Source organism: Phycisphaeraceae bacterium, from assembly GCA_019636655.1.
Lineage (GTDB): Bacteria > Planctomycetota > Phycisphaerae > Phycisphaerales > UBA1924 > JAHBXB01.
The window spans coordinates 239818-258032 of record JAHBXB010000002.1; the positions used below are offsets into that span (position 1 = coordinate 239818).

The following is an 18215-nucleotide window of genomic DNA, read 5'->3' on the forward strand; positions in this document are numbered from 1 at the left end:
CGATCATAGGAACGGGCGCCGCGTCATCCCTTTCCGCCGCACCCCGCCACCCCCGTCTCCCACGTGCTCCCGCACCGCTTGCACACCTCCCTCCCCCCACCACCCCCACCGGGCAGCGTCGCCACACACACCGGGCAGCGCCCCTCCCCGAGCAGCGCCTCGCGAAAATCCGCTGGTGTGATGAACCACCGTCCCAGGACCGAGCCCAGCCACACCCCCGCCGCCACCAGCGCGATGATGAACGCGAGCGCCACTGTGGTGAACTCCATCCGACCCGTCGCCACCCCGGCCACCCACGTTCCTGCGGCCACGACCCCGACGCCCGCCGCACCCAGCCCCACCCATTGCCTCGTCGTTTTCCCGTATTGGCGCACCCGGTCCCGCAGCCGGGCGATCTCCCACCCGCCGATCTCGGCCCGCAACGGGGCATTGAAAGCGCTGAGGCCCCGTGTGGCGAGGAACACGAGCCGCCCCGCATCGTCCGTGAACAAGGCCCCCTTCGTGCCGGATCGCCCCGCGTCCGACCCTGACGACCCCGTACGCCGCTCCGGGTCGAAGATCGAGTGCGTCACCCGCTCCGCCAGCCACGCCGCGCCACACTCGGAGCACACCAGCATGCCGTCCGATGCCGTGGCCAGCCCATCGATCCGGTAGGCGCACTGGCCGCACAACCCCTCGGCCGCGATCGTTCTCGCCTGCTGTGCGCCGACGCGGCGACTCGACCACTGCACGCCCTGCATCCCCGCGATCACAACCACAAGCAGCACGGCGACGAGATACCCACCGTCGCGCCAAAACGTGTCGAGAAGCTGAACAAGAACGATTCCAAGTACAACGGCGACGAGCAACTTGGGCGAACTCAGATCGGCGGCCCGCAATCGGGCTCGAAGATCGTCCGGGCTGACCCCGGCTTCGCGGAATGCTTCCCGGATCTCCCCCTCCGGAGCAACGTGGATCTCCCGGGCTCGGTCGTCGAGCGCCGGAGTTACACGCCCGATCCCCAGATGACTCCAGAGATTCATCCGACCGCCTCGCCCTTCTGCCCACGTGGACGTGCAGGCAACGGACCGATCCCTCCGCGCCTAGGCCTTCTCCTTCGCCTTCTTCACCGCTCCCTCAACAACCCCATCCATCTCCGCGGGTGAGCCGATGTACACGATCGTCCCCTCGCCATCCACCACGAACGCCGTCGGAATGAACTTCTGGCCCGCGGGCTGCATCCAACTCTTGCTCATCCGACGCTCCGCGTCGTACGCCACCCGGTACCCCATCGCGTCCCCCTGCTTCTCCACGAACGCCTTGAGCCGCTCGAGCCGAGCATCACGTTCGCCTTCCTTCTGGCGCTCGCTCGATGCCATCCCGATCACCACCACCGCGTCCTTGTGCGACGCCTGAACCTTGGTCAGGTGAGGGATCTGCTTCACACACGGGCTGCACCACGTCGCCCAGAACTCCACGACGTACACCTTCCCGGGCTCAAACCCCGCCACCTTCTCTCCCTTCACAAACTCGTCGAACACCAGGGCCGGAGCCTTATCCCCCACCTTCAGCGTGACCTCCTCCTTTGCATCGGGCTTCGGCTGTTCCCCCGCGGCGGGCTTGATCGGCGTCATCGGCACGGCTGCCCCGCCTTCCTTCTTCGGTTCCGGCTTGGTTTCCTGCGCCATCGCACCGGCCGACACCACACCCGCCGCGACCACCGACCACATCACACGCCTCATCACGCCGCTCCTTCTCCGCCCCGCCCCCCCCACTCTACATCATCCGCCGCGTTCCTCGCTCCCGCCGGCCGCGGCTCGACCCTGTTCTCCCTCGGCCGGGCGTCCGCTCTGGTCGATTGCATCTGCAACTCCCCCCCGCGGCGAAGCCCCTTGGCCATCCGCCTCAGCCCGCGTCCCCTTACCGCCCACCCCGGCCGCTCCACCAACCCACGTGCTGCCTCCCTTCCAGGCCCCCCCGCAACTCGGACACACCACGAACCCATCCCCATCGGCCGCGAGCCCCACAAGCGATCCCGCGCACGACCCGCACAGTCCCTCCTCCACCATGGCACGCGCCGCCCGCGGCAGCGAGTAGAACCCGTGCCCCCGAACAAAGAGAACCCCAACACCCGCAAGGACCAGCGCAATCACCGCCAACACCCAAGCGCCCACCGCCTCCCCCAGGTGCATCACCGCCACGGCGCCGTACGCCGCCCACGCCGCCAGCCCAAAGGGAATGAAGGACACCAGGATCCGCCACAACCGCCCGATCCCCCTCAACCTCCCGCTCAGCCGCTGCACCTCCCCCGCGCCGATCTCAGCCCTCCTCGTCGGCGGCACAGCCCGCAGCCGCGAATCCACCACCGCCACAAACCGCCCGCGGTCGTCGGGGCTCAAGCGGTCGCGCGCACTCGCGACCCCGAAGATGAACCTCCGCCACCACGCCGGCTCCCACGCCCGCGTGGCTCCCCGGTGCACCCAGTGCGGCCGCGTCACCCTCGCCGCCTTCCACGCCGCGCCGCACTCGGGGCACTGCACGCACCCGTCCGCCGCCGTCGTCAAGTCCGCCAGCGTGTACCCGCATGATCCGCAGAACCCCTCCGCCACCGCCGTCGAGGAGAGCTCCCGGACCACCTTGCGGCGCGCCACGATCCGCACCAGGACGATGATCACCACGATCCCGCCCCAGAACGTGAGTGTCGGCAGCACGCCGGCGCCGCGGATCCGCGCCACCACAAATCCGTTCACCGCCAGCAGCACCAGCACCAGCACCACGACCATCGCGATGCGCCCCGGCGTCCGCCGACGCGATTCGGCCCTCACGGCGTCCTTGAGGTGCCGCGCCAGCGACCGCCTCGCTGCATCCGCATCATCTCCGGCACGCGCGAGATCCCCGAGTGCAATCGCCCGCACGGAGTCCCCGCGGTCATCCACGACAACCGATCCGCCGGATGCTCCCGTCATCACCTCGCCCATCACACCATCATCGCCGCCACCACCAGCCGCGTAAAGCCAGTCGGCGCGATCACGCCATCACACGTGCATCATGTCGCTTCCGCCTCGCCTACCCCTTCATCGCCCCAAGCAACTCCCGCGGCGGTCTCATCGACAGCCTCACCACCGCCGGCAGCGCCGCCCCCAGCGTGATCGCCACCAGCACCACCCACCCGAACGCCACCGCCCCGACCGGCAGCCGCAGGCTCAGCACCAGCCCAAGCAGCACCTGGTACATCCGCTGCCCCGCCCACGCGCCCTGGGTGCCCATCACCGTCCCCAGCAGGCACGCTGTGATCGCGATGATCACCGCCTCGCCCATCACCAGCCGCGCCACCTGCCCGCGCTGCGCCCCGATGGCCCGCAGCACGCCGAACTCGAACTGTCTCGCCTGGATCCCTGCCACAATCAGGTTCGCGACACCGAAGCACGACACCAGCATCGCCCCGATCGCCACCGTCGACATCACCGCCATCGACCCGCTGAGCACCTTCGAGATCTCCGCCTTGATCTCCCTCCCGCTCCCCGCCGACAACACGCCCACACCCACCAGCCGCCTCACCTTCTCCATCACCTCCGCATCGTCCACCTTGGGATCGATCGCGATCTGGATCAGCGTGATCCCGTCGTTCCCGAACAGCCTCTTCAGGTCCCCGCGGCTGCCGAACACCGCGTTCACCGCGTTGTCGAGGTAGCTCTCTCCCACCTTGAAGAACTGCCCCACGATGTCCAGCCCGGGGCTGCTCACCACCCCCACGATCTCGAACTCGTACGGCTGCTCCTCGTGCTTGAGCGTGATCCGGTCCCCCACGCCCAGGCCCCGGGTCACGAGGAACTCCCGCGCGACGAGCACCGCCCCTCCCTCCTTCAGCCTCGAGACCGCCCGCTCCTGCCCCGCCGCATCCTTGGGCTGCATCCACTCCAGCCGCGTCATCTCGAAGAACGGACCCGGCTCGAACGCGACGAACGTCGTGCTCGGCGGGCTCAGCGCCCGCACCCCGAACGCGTCCGTCTTCACCGGCTGTGTCGTGATCGCGCACGTCCCGATCACGCCCGGCAACTCGTCGATCTTCCGCTCCGTCTCCTCGCTCAGGTTCTCCCCCACGACGAACGCGTCAGGAAACTTGAACGCGTCCAGCCAGTCCCGCATCACCGCCCGCCCGTTCGTCCAGATCGCGATCAGCAGCGCCAGCCCCACCATCATCGCCCCCGCCGTAAACCCGTGCCGGTACGGTGTCGCCAGCACCGTCCGCGTCAGCACGCCCCGCGGGATCCGCATCACGCGGCCGATCACCCCGCCCAGCGCCAGGGTCACCACGCACCCCACCGGCACCGCCAGCAGGAAATACCCGGTGACCATCGCGGGCATCCCCAGCGTCACGTCGCCCCAGAAGATCGCCTGCGCATCCCGCGGCACGCTCAGGACCAGAATCTGCACCGTGGCGAGGCACGCGCCCGCCACCGCCGTCAGCACGATCCCGCTCACCCGCGCCACCCGCGCCCGCGACTGCAGCGCCTCGATCGGGCTCGATCGGCTGGCACGCCACGCCGGCCACGCCGCCCCGGCCACCCCCGCCGCCACGCTCCCCACCACCGCCAGCCCCGCCCCGAACCACGACATCTCGAACCCGCTCGGCAACTGCTCCGGGAACACCGCCACCAGCACCGCCGCCCCCACGACCCCCAGCGGCACCCCGATGATCGCGCCGAGAAGCCCGACGATCACCCCCACCGCGATCTGCGACTCCGCCAGCTGCCACTTCGTCCCCCCGATGCACCGCACCACCGCCAACTCCCGCTGCTTCTCCGTCACGTTCGTCGTCAGCCCCGTCATGATGATGAACGCCGCCGACAGGAAGCTCATCACACTCGCGATGATCATCCCGATCCGGCTCGATTCAACGTTCTTGTCCAGCCCGCTCGTCACCTTGCTCGACACCCGCAGCACCAGCCCGCGGCTGAGCTCCCCCGCGTGGGCCTCCGCCACCCGCTCCGGGTCCACGCCGGGCTTGACCAGGATGTCCACCTCCCGCACCCGACCCCGCTTCCCCACGATCGCTCCCAACTGGTCCAGCGAGACATACGCCTCCGGCCTCAGCCAGGACGCGAACGCCGGAGGCTTCGAAATGCCGACCACCTTGAGCGTCACCGGATCGCCGAACTTCTCCACCGCCAGGGTGTCCCCCAGCGCGGCGCCGAGCTCCTTCGCCAGCAGCGAGTCGATCACGATCTCGCCCTCGCCCTGCACGCCACGGCCCGTCTCCAGCCGCGGCGGACGGATCCGGTACTCCAACTCCGGGATCACGCCCCATGTCTCGTACGGGATCGCCTCTCCGCCCCCGACCGCCTTCTTGAGCGCCACCGCCTCCTTGCCCCGCCCGGCGACGACCGCCACCTCCGGCCACCCCCCCACCTGCTTCAGCACCGCGGCGTCAAAGCTCTTGCGCCCAACATCCTCCACCCGCACATCCGCGACGCCGACCGCTTCCTCCACCCGCGACTTCACTCCGCGCTGCACCGACGTCATCGCGCACGCCACCGCCGCGATCAGCCCCGCCGAGAGCGCCACCGCCGCGGCCAGCAGGGCCGTGCGGCTACGACGCGCTGACAAGGCTCTGATAGCGAGTCGCCACGCCGGCCGCATCAAGGCCCTCCGTTTCGATCGTCCCCTCCACCATCCCGTCCCTCAGCACGAACACCCGCCCGCAGTGCGCCGCCGCCGCCGGCTCGTGCGTCACCATCACCACCGTCATCGCGTTGTCCTGGGCCACCTCCCCCAGCAGCCTCCACAGCCGCTCCGCGCTCACCGAGTCCAGGTTCCCCGTCGGCTCATCCGCCAGCAGCACCGGCGGCGAAAACAGCAGACTCCTCGCGATCGCCACCCGCTGCTGCTCCCCGCCGCTGAGCGCATCGGGCCGGTGGTGCGCCCGCTCCAGCACGCCCAGGGCCCTCATCAGCTCCTCGCTGCGAGCCGCCAGGTTCCGGTCGTCCTCACCCGCGAGCACCCCGGGAAGCTCCACGTTCTCCCGGGCCGACAGCGTCGGCAGCAGGTTGAACTGCTGGAACACGATCCCGATCTTCCGCTGGCGAAACGCCGTCAACTCCCGCTCCCCCATCCCCCGCAGCCCCTGCCCCCCGACGTACACCTCCCCGGTGTCCGGCGTGTCCAGCGCGCCGATCAGGTGCATGAGCGTGCTCTTGCCGCTCCCGCTCGCCCCCATGATCCCGAAGAACCCGGCCCCGCTGATCTCCAGGTCCACACCCCGCAGCGCCTCGACCCGGCGCTCCCCGAGCTGGTACGACTTGGTCACCCCTTCGCATCGCACCACCGGCGCCGATGCGCGCTGGACCACCCCGTCCGCCGCGCGGCGCTGCACCTCGGCAGTCTGACTCGGACCACTCGCCATGGGTTGAGCGCCCCGGGTCACCCGCCGTACTTCTTTCCGTACGCGCCGGAATCCATCAGCGACGACAGCCCGCTGCCGTCGGCCACCCTCACCTTGACCAGCCACCCCTTCCCGTACGGATCGCTGTTCACCAGCGACGGGTCGTCCGTGAGCGCCGCGTTCACCTCGATCACCTCGCCCCCCGCCGCGCAGTAGATGTCACTGGTCGTCTTCACCGACTCGACCTCACCCACTGACTCCCCTGCCTTGAACTTCGTCCCCTTGGGCTTCATCTGCACATACGTCACATCCGTCAGCTGGTCGACCGCGAACTGGGTCAGCCCCAGCGTCAGCGTGTCGCCCTCGACCTTGTGCCACTCGTGAGACTCGGAATACACCCGATCGGTCGGCGTTGCCATGCGCTCCGTTCCTTATCCAGTATCGCGGCTCGCGGGCCGCACCCGTTCGGGTCGCCGCGGCACCCTCGATCCGGTGCCGGACGCCCCTGAGCCAAGACTCTAGGCCGCGACCAGACCCCCTCCAGACCTCCAGATCGACCCGCATTGGCACCGGCCCGCGCCACACGGTACAGTGCCCCGCCCATGCTCCTCACTCTCGCGGCCAGTTCGTTCCGTGCCATGCTCCGCAAAGACCGCGCGGGGGCCAAGTCCCTCAAGCTCACCGACCTCCCCCGGTTCACGCGCGAGCAACTGGGCCTCTTCGGCCTCAACCTCTCCACCGACCTGCTCGTCGGCATGGATCTCTCGCAGCTCGATCAACTCCGCGACGCCGCCGACAAGGCCTCCTGCCCCTGCCTCGTCCTCATCGAGACCGATCCGCAGCCCTTCGGCTTCGCTGACGACCGCGCCGACGCCGCGGTCGAGCGCATGATCCGCGTCGCCCGCGCCGCGAACCGCCTCGGCTGCAACGCCGCCGCGGTCTCCGTCGCCGCAGACGACACCGACGACTGCCTCTCCGTCGCCGCCGACGCCCTGAAGGTCGCCCTTCGCGCCTGCGACAAGCTCGAGATCAACCTCCTGCTCGCCCCCCACAAGGGCCTCACCGAGAACCCCGACCGCCTCACCGAGCTGATCAAGAAGGTCGGCGGCTTCCGCATCGGCACCTTCCCCGATTTCCAGACCGCCTCCCTCGCCCCGGACCCGATCTCCTACCTCCGGCGCCTCACCCCCTACGCCGCGGCCGTCTCCGCGTCGTGCGTCTCCTTCACCTCCAAGAAGGGTGAGGTCACCCACGCCCCCTACGATCTCATGGCCTATACCCAGACGGTGGCATCCGTCGGCTACACGGGTACACTGGCTATTGACTTCCGCGGCGAGGGCGACCCCGCCGCAGCGATCGCGCACGCCCGGGACACCCTCGACGCCGCCATCGGCGGCGCCACCCTGGAGTTGCCCGACGAATGACCGCATCGGCGACCCTTACCGATCGCTCGACTCCCACGGGAGAACCTGTGCGCCCGACCCGCCTCATTGTCACCATTGACGGGCCCGCCGGGACCGGCAAGACCTCCGTCGGCCGCGCCCTCGCACGCCGCCTCGGCCTCAAGTTCCTCGACACCGGCGCCATGTACCGCGCCGCCGCGGCCATCGGGCTCGATGAGGGCATCGTCACCCGCGAGGGCGAGGGCCCCGTCCGCATCCGCGATGCCGCCCTGGTCGAAGCCGTCGCCCGCGCCGATCTCCACTTCGACTGGCAGGCCGATCCGCCCGCCCTCCACGCCTTCGGCCGCCCCATCATGGGCCGCATCCGCGACAAAGATGTGACCGCCGTCGTCTCCCCCGTCTCCACCATCCCCGCCCTGCGCCACTTCATGGTGCAGGAGCAACTCCAGATCGCCGCGGCCCACCCGCTGCTCCTCACCGAGGGCCGCGACCAGGGCCGCTTCGTCTTCCCCGATGCCGAGGTGAAGTTCTTCCTCGAAGCCTCGGTCCAGGTCCGTGCCCGCCGTCGTGCCGAGGAACTCCGCGCCGCCGGCCGCACCGTCGATGAGGGCGCCGTCTTCCGCGACATCCAGGACCGCGACCTGCGCGACAAGTCCCGCATCGACAACCCCATGGTCCCCGCCACCGACGCCGTGCTCGTCGATACCTCGAACCTCACGTTCGACCAGGTCCTCGACCGCCTCGAACTCCTGGTCCACGCACGCACCGGCACGGCGTCCGCAGGCTCCCACCACTGAACGCCCGCGATTCAGCTGGCCCGGCGTCGGTCATTGTGGGCCGTGCGGAAAACCTGTGACATCAGGCGGAGACGCATGCCCAGACATCCTCTCGCCGTGCTGCACAGCTCTGCTTACCCGGATCGACCTCGAGCGGCCGCACTCATCGCGGGGCTCTGCCTCGTCGCCGGCACCGCGGCAACTGCCACCCCACCGCCCCCTCAGCAGCCTGCCTCCGGCACTCCCGCAGAATCGCTGCCCCTGAATCTCGATCCCACATTCCAGATAAGGCTCCCGGCAAGTTCGGTCTGCTTCTCTCCGGATGAATCCGTTGCGTACGTCCATCAAGCGGACACCGTAATCGATGTCTGGAGGGTGCTCGTCGGCTACTGGCCCGAAATCGGCGGCACACTCTCCGGTCTTATCTTCCTTCTTGCATTCTGGCGGTTCTCTCGTGTCCGGCGATCGCCGCAGCGCCGCGGCGCGCCGTGTTGCCGCCGGTGCGGCTACGACGTCACCCCGCAGGTGGTTCTCGACAAGAACCGCCGTCGTCCGCGCCCGATCGGCGCTCCGGGCGTCGTGTGCCCCGAGTGCGGGCACAGCCTGCATCGCCCCGCTCCGGTCATCGGCCGCAGCACACTCCGCCGCCTCGCGATCCCCGTCGTGCTCGCAGTCGCGATTGTCGGAAGTTATACCACGCTGTGGATTGCCCGTGTGCCAAGGGTGAACGCCGCCTCGTCATGGCTGACCTGGCCCGGCCACAGTCTCGCCGCGTACGCAGCGAACCACGAAATCGGTTGGCTCTCCAACTGGTCACGAGATGGCGACATCGTGGCCGAAGTAGACCTCGCAAACGGCCAAGTAACTCGCACGATCACCGAGCGGTCCTGCAGGACATTCCGAAACATGTCGATCTCGCCCGACGGTGCCTCGCTCTTCTTGGATGGACCCGGACTCAACGAGATCACCCGCATCAGCGTTCGGACCGGACGAGCGATCGGCTCCATCGCCACGCCTTGGTGGGGAATGGACGATCATCTCCAGCGCCCCGTGATCATTGGATTCTCCGCCGATGGAACCACCGCGTATGTCGAGCGGGTGTGCGACTCCACATGCGAGTCCGTGGTCTTCGCATGGCACCTGCCATCAGGAAGAGTCAGCGAAGCACTACGCACTGTCGCCCATTCCAGAACCAGCATACCTGCGGGATCGCGCCGCTTCCTGGTCCACAGTGGGACACCGACAACTCGATTTGTCTCTGTCCCAACCTTTTCCGAGGCATTCGTTACCGGCCGATACCAGGTTCGCTTGCACCAGCCAGGAGACCCCGATCGACTGCTTCCGATCACGCCGAACATCGACCCGCTCGCAATGCCCGCGCTGACGCCCGATGGCCGACAACTGCTCCTGGTAGTGGACCACCGCCTCGTTCTGACCATGAGCACCGAGACCGGCGGCGAGGTGAGCCGGTTTGGGATTGGCGCCGATCATGCGACCTGCCCTCTCACCCTCAGCACCGATGGGTCACTTCTAGCGGTCGGGCGCTTGGCGTCTGTCCGACTCCGTGACGTGCACCGCAGCCTCTGGCTCGCGCACATGCCAATCCCTTCCGGCCTTTACAATCCAAGGATCTCTCTCTCCTCTGGCGGACGCTGGCTGGGCGCAATATGTCAGTCAGGAGTTGCTCCTCCCTATGGATCCGAACTCCTCCGCTACGACCTCTCTCCAGCCCTCAATGCCAGACGCACACTCCCTTCCCCCGCCGCGCAACCTGCCGCTCCAACTCACGCTCCCATCACCCCATAAGCCTCCGCACACGGCCAACAATCAACCACCCAACCGCCATCACACCGGACCCCGTCCATGGACGTTGAGACCGATCCGACTACCCCGCGCTCACCGCACGACTCGGAAGCCGAGGTGCTCGCGTTCCTAAGCGGCCGATCGGCCCCCTGCCCGCGCTGCGCCTACGACCTTCGCGATATCAGGACCGCCATGTGCCCGGAGTGCGGAGAGCCGCTGGTGCTGACGATCGGCTCGCCCCGGGCCCACTTCGGGTGGCTGGTGCTCGCCATGGCTCCCGGGTGCTTCTCCGGCGTCACCGCGGTCTTCGTCATGATCCCGATCGCCGTGGCCACGCTTCAGAACTTCCCCGGCCCGCCCTGGCCGATCGTGGCTGCCGATGCCTTCGGGTTCCTCAGCGCCGGCTCGGTCTGGCTGATGTACCGGCACCGGCACCGATTCATGTCCTGGGCCGCCCGCCGTCAAACTGCGTTCGCCGCGGCGGTCTGGGCCATCCATGTCCTGATGCTGGCGCTGGTCATCTTCTCCATGTGGTACCTGATCAGGTAGCCTCGCCCCGGGGATCACCTCCCTAGCAATGTTCGACGCCGCGATCAGTGCCGATCAACCCCACCCCCCCACCTCGCCCGCGGCTACATTCCTGCTCATGCTCAAGACCGCTCCAGCACACGCAACCCGGACGATTCTCCAGCGTCTGGTCTACGATTTCTGCTGGCGTCTCTGCCTCACCATCCTCTCACTCCTTTACCGCCTCCGCATCGACGGCGCCGAGCACATCCCCGATTCCGGCCCCCTCCTTGTCGTCGCCAACCACCAGTCCCATTTCGATCCCCCCGCCATCGGCATGGCCTTCCGTCGCCGCCTGCTCAACTTCCTCGCCCGCGAGGGGCTCTTCTCCAACAGGCTCTTCGGCTGGTTGATCCGCACGCTCGGTTCAATCCCCCTCTCCGAAACCCACGGCGACACCGGCGCGATGCGCACCAGCATCGACGCGCTCAAAGCCGGCAGCGCCCTCCTCGTCTTTCCCGAGGGCAGCCGCTGCAACGACGGCTCCATCGCCTCGTTCAAACGCGGCATCTGGCTCCTGCTTTCCCGCGCCAAGTGCGATGTCCTCCCTGTCGCGATCGAGGGCGCCTTCGACGCCTGGCCCCGTACCCGTAAGAGCCCCCACCTCTTCGGCAGGCGCATCGCCATCCGCGTCGGACCGGTGATCCCGCACACCCAACTCGCCGCGATGAAGCCCGATGAGGGACTCGACTTCCTCCGCACCACCATCGACTCGCTCCGCCTCGCCGCCCGCGAACGGCTCCGCGCCGAATCCGGCGACCGCTACCCCGCGCGTGGCCCGGGCGATTCACCGGCGTCCACCGCCACCCCGACCATCACGCGGCCTGCGCCCGTCGCGCGCTGAGCAACAACCTCCACCACCGCACGCTCCGTCTCGCGTGCCACACCGGATCACGTCAGATCCATCCCATTCCGGCGTGTCGTCAATCTCCAAAGTCCCGGAACAACCCACCACTCCGGCAAGTTGGCCTTTGAATAGGCAGAGGCACGGCCGCCCTCACCGTAAGCCGCGCCTCGACGCCGCTACTTCAGAAAGGAGCCGCCAATGCTCTACTGGGCCGCCGTCTTCTTCATCATCGCCATCATCGCCGCCGTCTTCGGATTCGGCGGCATCGCCGCCGGCGCGGTCGGCATCGCCAAGATCCTTTTCGTGGTCTTCATCATCCTCTTCCTCATTTCGCTGATCTTCGGCTTCGTCCGGCGGGTCCCGAAGTAGCACGCAGCGCGGCGAGCCGGCGTGCTACAGCCCCGTGCACAGCCGCGCCAACTCCGTCATCGCATCCGCGTTCCCCGCCGGCACCATCACCGTGATGTGATCCCCCGGCAGCACCTCGAGATCCGCCGCCGGGTGCAGCCACCGCCCGGCCCGCTCCACTCCCACCACCAGGCACCCGCGCGGAAACCCCGCCTGCGCGATCCTCTTCTCCGCCACCGGCGAGCCCGACTGCACGCCGATGTACACCGACCGCGCCTCCACCGTCGCCGCCTTCCCCCGCCGCTCCATGTCCTGCTCCATCAGCGCCTCGTACACCGGCCTGTCCCGCAGCGCCTCCGCCGTCAGGTACGCCACGATCGCCACCAGGCACAGCGGGAACAGCAGCGTGTAGCCCCCAGTCATCTCGCTGATCAGCACGATCCCCGTCATCGGCGCCCGCACCGACGACACGAAGAACGCTCCCATGCACAGCACCGAAAGCGCCGCGCTGTGCCCCGCAAGCGCCGGCGACACCCGCGGCAGGATCTCCGCGAACACCCCTCCCAGCAGCGTCCCAAGCACCAGCATCGGCGCAAAGATGCCGCCCGGCGGACCCGATCCGTAGCTCGCCGCCGTCAGCAGGAACTTCATCCCCAGCAGCACCACCAGCGCCCAGATCCCCAGTTGCAGCTTCCCGGTCAGGATCGACTCCGCCAGCGCATGCCCACCCCCCGGCACCAGCGGCATCCACCACCCGATCAGCCCCGCGGCTGCGCACACCACCCCCGGCAGCGCCCACCGCGGCACCTTCTTCACCTTGTACGAGAACGCCGTCGCCCCCAGCAGCGCCTTGTTGAACGCCACCCCGCCCACCCCCGCCACCAACCCCAGCACCACCACCCACGGCAGCAGCGACACCGGGATCGGCTGTAGCCCCGTCACCTCGAATGACGGCACATCCCCCGAGAGCGAGTGCGCCACCAGCGTCGCGCACACCGCCGCCACCAGCCCGCCCGCCGCAGTTCTCGACGACAACTCCCGGTGCAGTTCCTCGATCACGAACACCAGCCCCGCCAGCGGCGCATTGAACGCCGCCGCCAGCCCCGCACCCGCACCCGCCGACAGCAACTGCGGCACATCCGCCGCGGGCACCCGCAGCACCCGCGACACCACCTGCGCCACCGCCGCACCCATGTGCACCGTCGGCCCCTCGCGACCCAGCGACAGTCCCGCCCCGATCCCCAGCGCCCCACCGATGAACTTCACCGGCAGGATCCGCCGCCAATCCAGCGTCGCCGTGTGCAGCAGCACACCCTTGAGGTGCGGAATCCCGCTCCCCGCCGCCGAGGGCGCAAACCGCTGCGTAATCCACCCAACGAGGCTCCCCACCACCAGCCCCACCACCGGCAACACCGCCCATCCCCACGCAGGATGATCATGCAGAACCGCGAGCAGCGCGCTGCGCCCATGCTCCGCCCCCGTCACCGCGATCTTGAACGCCAGCGCGATCGCCCCGGACAGCAGCCCCACCACACCGGCCCTGAGGAAGTGCGCCTTCCGGCTCGACCGCGCCCGCGGCGATGGACCAAACTCAGCCGAATCCGCCGCGCCCTCGGCGACCTCCGGTTTCTCGTGCCGTGTGCCCGTCATGGTTGTGTACAGAGGATAGCGCCGCCGCACGCCTCCCTCGCCCTTTCGCCCGTATCAACTCCCCTCACCACACTCCCGCCAGCTTCCCCGCCGCGCCCGCCAGCAGCACCGTGATCGCCACGCGCACCGCGCCCAGCGGCAGCGAGTGCGTCAGCCCCGCGCCGATCCTCGCCCCGATCACCGCCGTCGGCGCCATCAGCCCCGCGAGCACCAGCGCCGTCACCGCCGAGTGCCCGTGCGCCGGCAGCGTCGCCAGTTTCGCGCCCGCCCCGAGCACCGACACCCCGAGCACCACCGCCGAACTCGTCGCCACCGCCTCCCGCACCCGCAGCCCGCACACCGCCTGCAGCATCGGCACCAGCAACACCCCGCCGCCAAGCCCCAGCAGCCCCGACACGAACCCCATCACGAGCCCCGTTCCGACCAGCCGCCACGCCCGCGGCCCGCGCCCCGCCCGCACGCGCTCCGCCCGGCCCATCACCACCTGCCACGTGTTCCACACGCAGTACCCCGCGATGAACACCGCGAGCAGATACCGCAGCCCGTTCCCATCAAACCCGTTCGAGACCGCAACGCCCGCCACCACCGCCACCAGCGCCGACCCCATCAGCCCCGGCAGCAGATCGCCCCGCACCGCCCCGGCCGCGCGGTGCCGCAGCATCGCGGCCAGCCCATACACCGCGTTCACCGTCATCGCCGCCGCCATGTACAGATGGTGCACGCTCTGCGGCTCGCTCCCCATCGCCGCGTGCAGCCCCGGCAGAATCACCATCGACCCACCAACCCCCGCCAGCCCACCCATCACCCCCGCCACCGCCCCCAGCCCGATGACCCCCAGCACCCCACCCGCCGACAACCCCGCCGCCCAACCACTTGCCAGCACCACGACTCCTCTCATCCACCACTTGTACCCGCAACCCCGCCGCGCCGCTTGGCATCGGCACAGTCGTCAAACCTGTCGACCATCGCCCGTGCGTGGCCACGCCCCAAGCGCCGCCTCCAACGCCGTGATGAGCGCCGGCAGGTCATCCCTCACGGTCTTCACGAGTTCGGCATGGTCAATGCCCCAGTAGACATGAACGACGATGTTCCTCATGCCGACGATCTGCCGCCACGGAATCGGACCGACCCGTTCTCGCCCCTCCGATGTCAGCCGCGCCGCCGCCTCGCCGATCTCGGTAAAGCAGTTGACCAGCGCCCTCGATCGAACCATGTCCGCCGCCAGTGTGGCCGCATCATCCCCACCCACGACCGTCCGTGCATCCCGCGAGCACCTCAGCATGTGCTCGACACGCTTGCGGTCCTCTCGGGATGCCGCTCCCCCGCCTCCCGGCGCTGACGGGTCACGCTGCATCAAGCCTCCTCGCCCCAGCGAGCACCGCCGCCCGTTCCGACGCCGGCACACCTCCAAGCAGGGTCAAGTGAACACGCCGCCCGAGAAGATCGGACAGGTCCATCTGAAGACCCCCGAGCGCCAGCAGTCCGACCGGCCGCTTGGGATCCGTCTCGACCAGCATGTCGATATCGCTGTCGTCCCGAAATCGATCGGTCAGGATCGACCCGAACAGGTAGAGCCGCACAACCCCGGCGCGCTGGCACGCGGCAGCAATGCCCGCCAGGTCAAACGAAATGTCATGAAACCGCAGCACAGCCAGCCATTCTACAGGCCAACGCCGCCAGCCTCCGGCCCTCCAGCCCCCCCCATTCCCGCTGCCCCATCCCGGGGATCGCCCCGGACGACCCCACATTCCCGGACCCCTCCCCGCAACCCCCGCTTATCCCTCACATCCCAATCTCCGACGCACTCTTCATCCCCTCATTCGTACATCTTCTCGCGGGATTGGGATAGGCTTCCTCAGCCGCAGGACCGCGGCCGGAGCCGTCCCAGGACAGGGACCCATGCGTTTGCCCTCAGACCTGCCCGCCATGCCCTGACCCTCAGGGACCGCGCCCGGACCCCACGTCCTTCTGTCGGAGCGATAAGTGAAGACCGTCGACCAGGCCACCGCCGCACCCGCGTTCGTCCGCGCCGCAAGGCTGCGCGAGAACCGCCTCGCGATCCTCCAGGGGATCGTCTTCGGTGCCATGGCCGTCCTCGTCGCCTACTCCGCCGTCGTCGCCAAGCAGCTCCGGTCCACCTCCCGGATCGCCGCCCTCGTCGCCATCGATCCCCCGCCCCCCAGCCTCACGCCCTCAAACCCCGCCATCCCGGCCGACCCGATCGTCGACCCCCTCGCCTCCGCTCCCGCCGACCCCGACCCGGCTGCCGCCGACTCCACCGACGCATCCTCCCTCCCGCCCGACACGCGCTGGTTCAACGGCCGCCCCCTCCGCCCCGCGCGCACCTACACCATGACCGTCACCGCCTACACCCCCGACGAGATCTCCTGCGGCCCCTTCGCCGACGGCATCACCGCCTCCCTCCACAGCGTCGAGACCAACGCCGGCAACCTCGTCGCCGCGGACTCCCGCATCCTCCCCCTCGGCTCCATGGTCTCCGTCCCCGGCTACGACAACGACCGCGTCGTCCCCGTCCTCGATCGCGGCGGCAAGATCAAGGGCCACCGCATCGACCTGCTCATGCGGACCAACGAAGAAGCCCGCCGCTGGGGCGTCAAGAAACTCCGCGTCACCGAGTGGGAATACGCCGACGGCCAACCCCCGGACGACTGGCGCAAAATCCGTGATTCCAAGTAACGCGGCCGCCATCCATCGTGTACCTTCCCCGTAGAGGAGTTTGGGCCCGCGCTGGAAACAGCGCGGCGCCCGCTTGCCCTCCGCCCTTTCGCCCCTCATAGAGTCGCGCATGAGCGACCCCGCCGCCGCCGCCGACCTCACCTGGCCCGCACTCCTCGCCCAGTGGACCCAGTTCGCTCAGTCCTCCCTCGCCCTCCCGCGCAACGCCGAGGGTGACCGCTGGCGCGCCGCCGTCGCGCCCATCATCGCCCTCCAATCCCTCACCCACGCCCTCGCCGACCTCGATCGCCTCGCCGGCGGCCCCGACCAGCGGGCCCTCGCCCTCGACACCGCCGACCTCCTCATCGCCCGCCACACCTCCGACCTCCACGCCCTGTGGCGCGGCGAACCCCTCCACCCCGAGATCGAGTCCATCATCTCCGACGCCCGCGCCGCCCGCGCCGCCGCGAAAGAGCGCGGCCTCGAATGGCTCGTCGCATCCGACCGCCTCATCGCCGACCACCCCGCCGACCTCGTCGCCTCCCTCCTCGCCTCCGGCTTCGACGGTGACCTCATGCTCCCCGCTCCCGGCGTCCCCCTCTTCCCCACATGCCCCTGCGCGTTCCTCCGCGGCCGGCACGGATCCCCGCCCGACGACCACGCCATCACGCTCGTCGAACACCACCTCGCCCACACCCAGCCACACCGCCCCCGTGCCGCCGCGGTCAGCGGCCCCGCTCCCGTCCCGGGCCCTCGCATGGCCTACCGCCAGTTCGATTTCTCCAAGGGCGGCCCCGTTCGCGACGTCGTCTCCCCGATGTCCACCTCCCTCCCCGCCGGCCAGCCCCTCCTCCTCTGGGCGATCCAGAATGCCACCGCCCAACCCGTCCCCCTCCCCCTCCGCAGCGCCGTCGCCGAAAGCGAATCCGCGCCCGCACTTCCGGTCCTCTTCGAGTAGGCAGGCCCGCATCACGACCACCGCGTCAACACGCGGTCGCCCACGCACGAGGTACACTGGCCGAAACGCGCCGAGCCCCTCGCGAAGCACGCACCTGGAGGCGAAATGGTCTGGACAATCTCGGCAATCGTCGTTGCAGGCATGGCGGTTGTCGCGTTCCTGATTCTGAGGAAACAAGCCGGCGGCGGCATCGGAAGCTACGGCGGTCTCCGCCGGCAGATCATCGATGAGTCCGCCGGCTTTGAGCCGCGTCCCAGCGCGCCCCCGCCGCGCCCTCCCGGTCTTGATACCCGCCTCCCGGCCGCCGTCGCGGCCACGCTGCGCCGCAGCTATCCACCCACCGATGAATCGTCTCACACGCTCTACGACTGCTGCAGCCAGGTCGTCGAGAGCATCCGCCGAGAACTTCAGTCAATCGACCCAGAGATCGACTGGTTTGATCTCCTGACCCAGGCACGCCGAGCCGTCATACTGGCCGATATGCTCGAATCCGAGGTGAACAACGGGGGGTTCGACCAGTACTACCTGAACTCCTCCGGCGACGGTGCCTCCCTCGCCCCCGCCGCCCTCCGTCTGCTCGGGCAAGAACAAGTGGCCAGGCTGGTCGACCGCGGCAACGCCGTGTTTCCCGGCGGCCCCCCCGCCGACCGCGCCGCCCGGCTCAAGCTGATGGGCGCTCTGGACGAGCAGGCCAAGGGCGTCTGGGAATCCCTCAACAAGGAGTTCTTCTCGCTCGATCTTCCCGCCGGCGGCCTGAGCGTCGGCGCCGCACCGTTCATCCTTGAACACGAATCCGAGTTCTTCCGATCCGCCTGACGACTTCGGC

Annotated in this window: 19 protein-coding genes; 8 read left to right on the forward strand and 11 right to left on the reverse strand. The window is 69.1% G+C overall.

Going from position 1 to position 18215, the window contains the following annotated elements; genetic code table 11:
• Positions 1-23: 23 nt before the first annotated feature.
• From KF745_06445 to gcvH, 6 genes are all read right to left on the reverse strand, one after another.
• Entirely contained in the window at positions 24-1022 is a 999-nt protein-coding gene (locus KF745_06445; protein MBX3358048.1) for a hypothetical protein, read from the reverse strand.
• 60 nt (positions 1023-1082) lie between these two features.
• On the reverse strand, positions 1083-1721 hold the full coding sequence (locus KF745_06450) for a TlpA family protein disulfide reductase (protein MBX3358049.1): 639 nt from the start codon (positions 1719-1721) through the stop codon (positions 1083-1085).
• A gap of 39 nt (positions 1722-1760) precedes the next feature.
• Entirely contained in the window at positions 1761-2957 is a 1197-nt protein-coding gene (locus KF745_06455; GenBank protein ID MBX3358050.1) for a hypothetical protein, read from the reverse strand.
• Between the two features lie 88 nt (positions 2958-3045).
• Positions 3046-5586 (reverse strand): ABC transporter permease, encoded by a 2541-nt coding sequence (locus tag KF745_06460; protein ID MBX3358051.1) that lies wholly within the window; start codon positions 5584-5586, stop codon positions 3046-3048.
• Positions 5570-6382, reverse strand: a complete 813-nt coding sequence (locus KF745_06465; protein MBX3358052.1) for an ABC transporter ATP-binding protein — start codon at positions 6380-6382, stop codon at positions 5570-5572. The genes KF745_06460 and KF745_06465 overlap by 17 nt, the downstream gene beginning before the upstream one ends.
• Positions 6383-6399: 17 nt before the next feature.
• Positions 6400-6780 (reverse strand): glycine cleavage system protein GcvH, encoded by a 381-nt coding sequence (gene gcvH, locus KF745_06470; GenBank protein ID MBX3358053.1) that lies wholly within the window; start codon positions 6778-6780, stop codon positions 6400-6402.
• A gap of 183 nt (positions 6781-6963) precedes the next feature.
• Between gcvH and KF745_06475 the strand changes: the two genes are divergently transcribed.
• Positions 6964-7785 carry a TIM barrel protein gene (locus KF745_06475; protein MBX3358054.1) on the forward strand — a complete coding sequence of 274 codons (822 nt, stop codon included), beginning with the start codon at positions 6964-6966 and terminating at the stop codon, positions 7783-7785.
• A 47-nt stretch (positions 7786-7832) separates the two neighbouring features.
• Complete coding sequence (gene cmk / locus KF745_06480) at positions 7833-8561, forward strand: (d)CMP kinase (GenBank protein MBX3358055.1); 729 nt, start codon at positions 7833-7835, stop codon at positions 8559-8561.
• A gap of 668 nt (positions 8562-9229) precedes the next feature.
• Here the strand turns inward: cmk and KF745_06485 are convergent.
• Positions 9230-9547, reverse strand: a complete 318-nt coding sequence (locus KF745_06485) for a hypothetical protein (GenBank protein MBX3358056.1) — start codon at positions 9545-9547, stop codon at positions 9230-9232.
• A gap of 856 nt (positions 9548-10403) precedes the next feature.
• On the opposite strand from KF745_06485, the gene KF745_06490 reads away from it, so the two are divergent.
• The 3 genes from KF745_06490 (at position 10404) to KF745_06500 (ending at position 12126) form a co-directional block, all read left to right on the forward strand.
• Positions 10404-10892: a hypothetical protein gene (locus KF745_06490; protein ID MBX3358057.1), complete on the forward strand. Its 489-nt coding sequence runs from the start codon at positions 10404-10406 to the stop codon at positions 10890-10892.
• A 97-nt stretch (positions 10893-10989) separates the two neighbouring features.
• Positions 10990-11754: a 1-acyl-sn-glycerol-3-phosphate acyltransferase gene (locus tag KF745_06495; GenBank protein MBX3358058.1), complete on the forward strand. Its 765-nt coding sequence runs from the start codon at positions 10990-10992 to the stop codon at positions 11752-11754.
• A 201-nt stretch (positions 11755-11955) separates the two neighbouring features.
• Positions 11956-12126 carry a DUF1328 domain-containing protein gene (locus KF745_06500; protein MBX3358059.1) on the forward strand — a complete coding sequence of 57 codons (171 nt, stop codon included), beginning with the start codon at positions 11956-11958 and terminating at the stop codon, positions 12124-12126.
• 24 nt (positions 12127-12150) lie between these two features.
• On the opposite strand, the gene clcA is transcribed toward KF745_06500, so the two are convergent.
• The 4 genes from clcA to KF745_06520 form a co-directional block, all read right to left on the reverse strand.
• Positions 12151-13755 carry a H(+)/Cl(-) exchange transporter ClcA gene (clcA, locus tag KF745_06505; GenBank protein MBX3358060.1) on the reverse strand — a complete coding sequence of 535 codons (1605 nt, stop codon included), beginning with the start codon at positions 13753-13755 and terminating at the stop codon, positions 12151-12153.
• A 64-nt stretch (positions 13756-13819) separates the two neighbouring features.
• Positions 13820-14653, reverse strand: coding sequence for a sulfite exporter TauE/SafE family protein (locus tag KF745_06510; GenBank protein MBX3358061.1), 834 nt, complete (start codon positions 14651-14653; stop codon positions 13820-13822).
• Positions 14654-14704: 51 nt separating this feature from the next.
• A complete protein-coding gene (locus KF745_06515) occupies positions 14705-15109 on the reverse strand; it encodes a DUF86 domain-containing protein (protein MBX3358062.1) in 405 nt (134 codons plus the stop codon).
• Positions 15099-15404: a nucleotidyltransferase domain-containing protein gene (locus KF745_06520; protein MBX3358063.1), complete on the reverse strand. Its 306-nt coding sequence runs from the start codon at positions 15402-15404 to the stop codon at positions 15099-15101. The genes KF745_06515 and KF745_06520 overlap by 11 nt, the downstream gene beginning before the upstream one ends.
• A 334-nt stretch (positions 15405-15738) precedes the next feature.
• On the opposite strand from KF745_06520, the gene KF745_06525 reads away from it, so the two are divergent.
• The 3 genes from KF745_06525 to KF745_06535 all read left to right on the forward strand — a co-directional run bounded on the left by KF745_06525 (position 15739) and on the right by KF745_06535 (position 18205).
• Entirely contained in the window at positions 15739-16452 is a 714-nt protein-coding gene (locus KF745_06525) for a 3D domain-containing protein (protein ID MBX3358064.1), read from the forward strand.
• A 109-nt stretch (positions 16453-16561) separates the two neighbouring features.
• Positions 16562-17389 (forward strand): hypothetical protein, encoded by an 828-nt coding sequence (locus KF745_06530; GenBank protein MBX3358065.1) that lies wholly within the window; start codon positions 16562-16564, stop codon positions 17387-17389.
• 105 nt (positions 17390-17494) lie between these two features.
• Positions 17495-18205 (forward strand): DMP19 family protein, encoded by a 711-nt coding sequence (locus KF745_06535; protein MBX3358066.1) that lies wholly within the window; start codon positions 17495-17497, stop codon positions 18203-18205.
• The last annotated feature ends 10 nt before the right edge of the window (positions 18206-18215 follow it).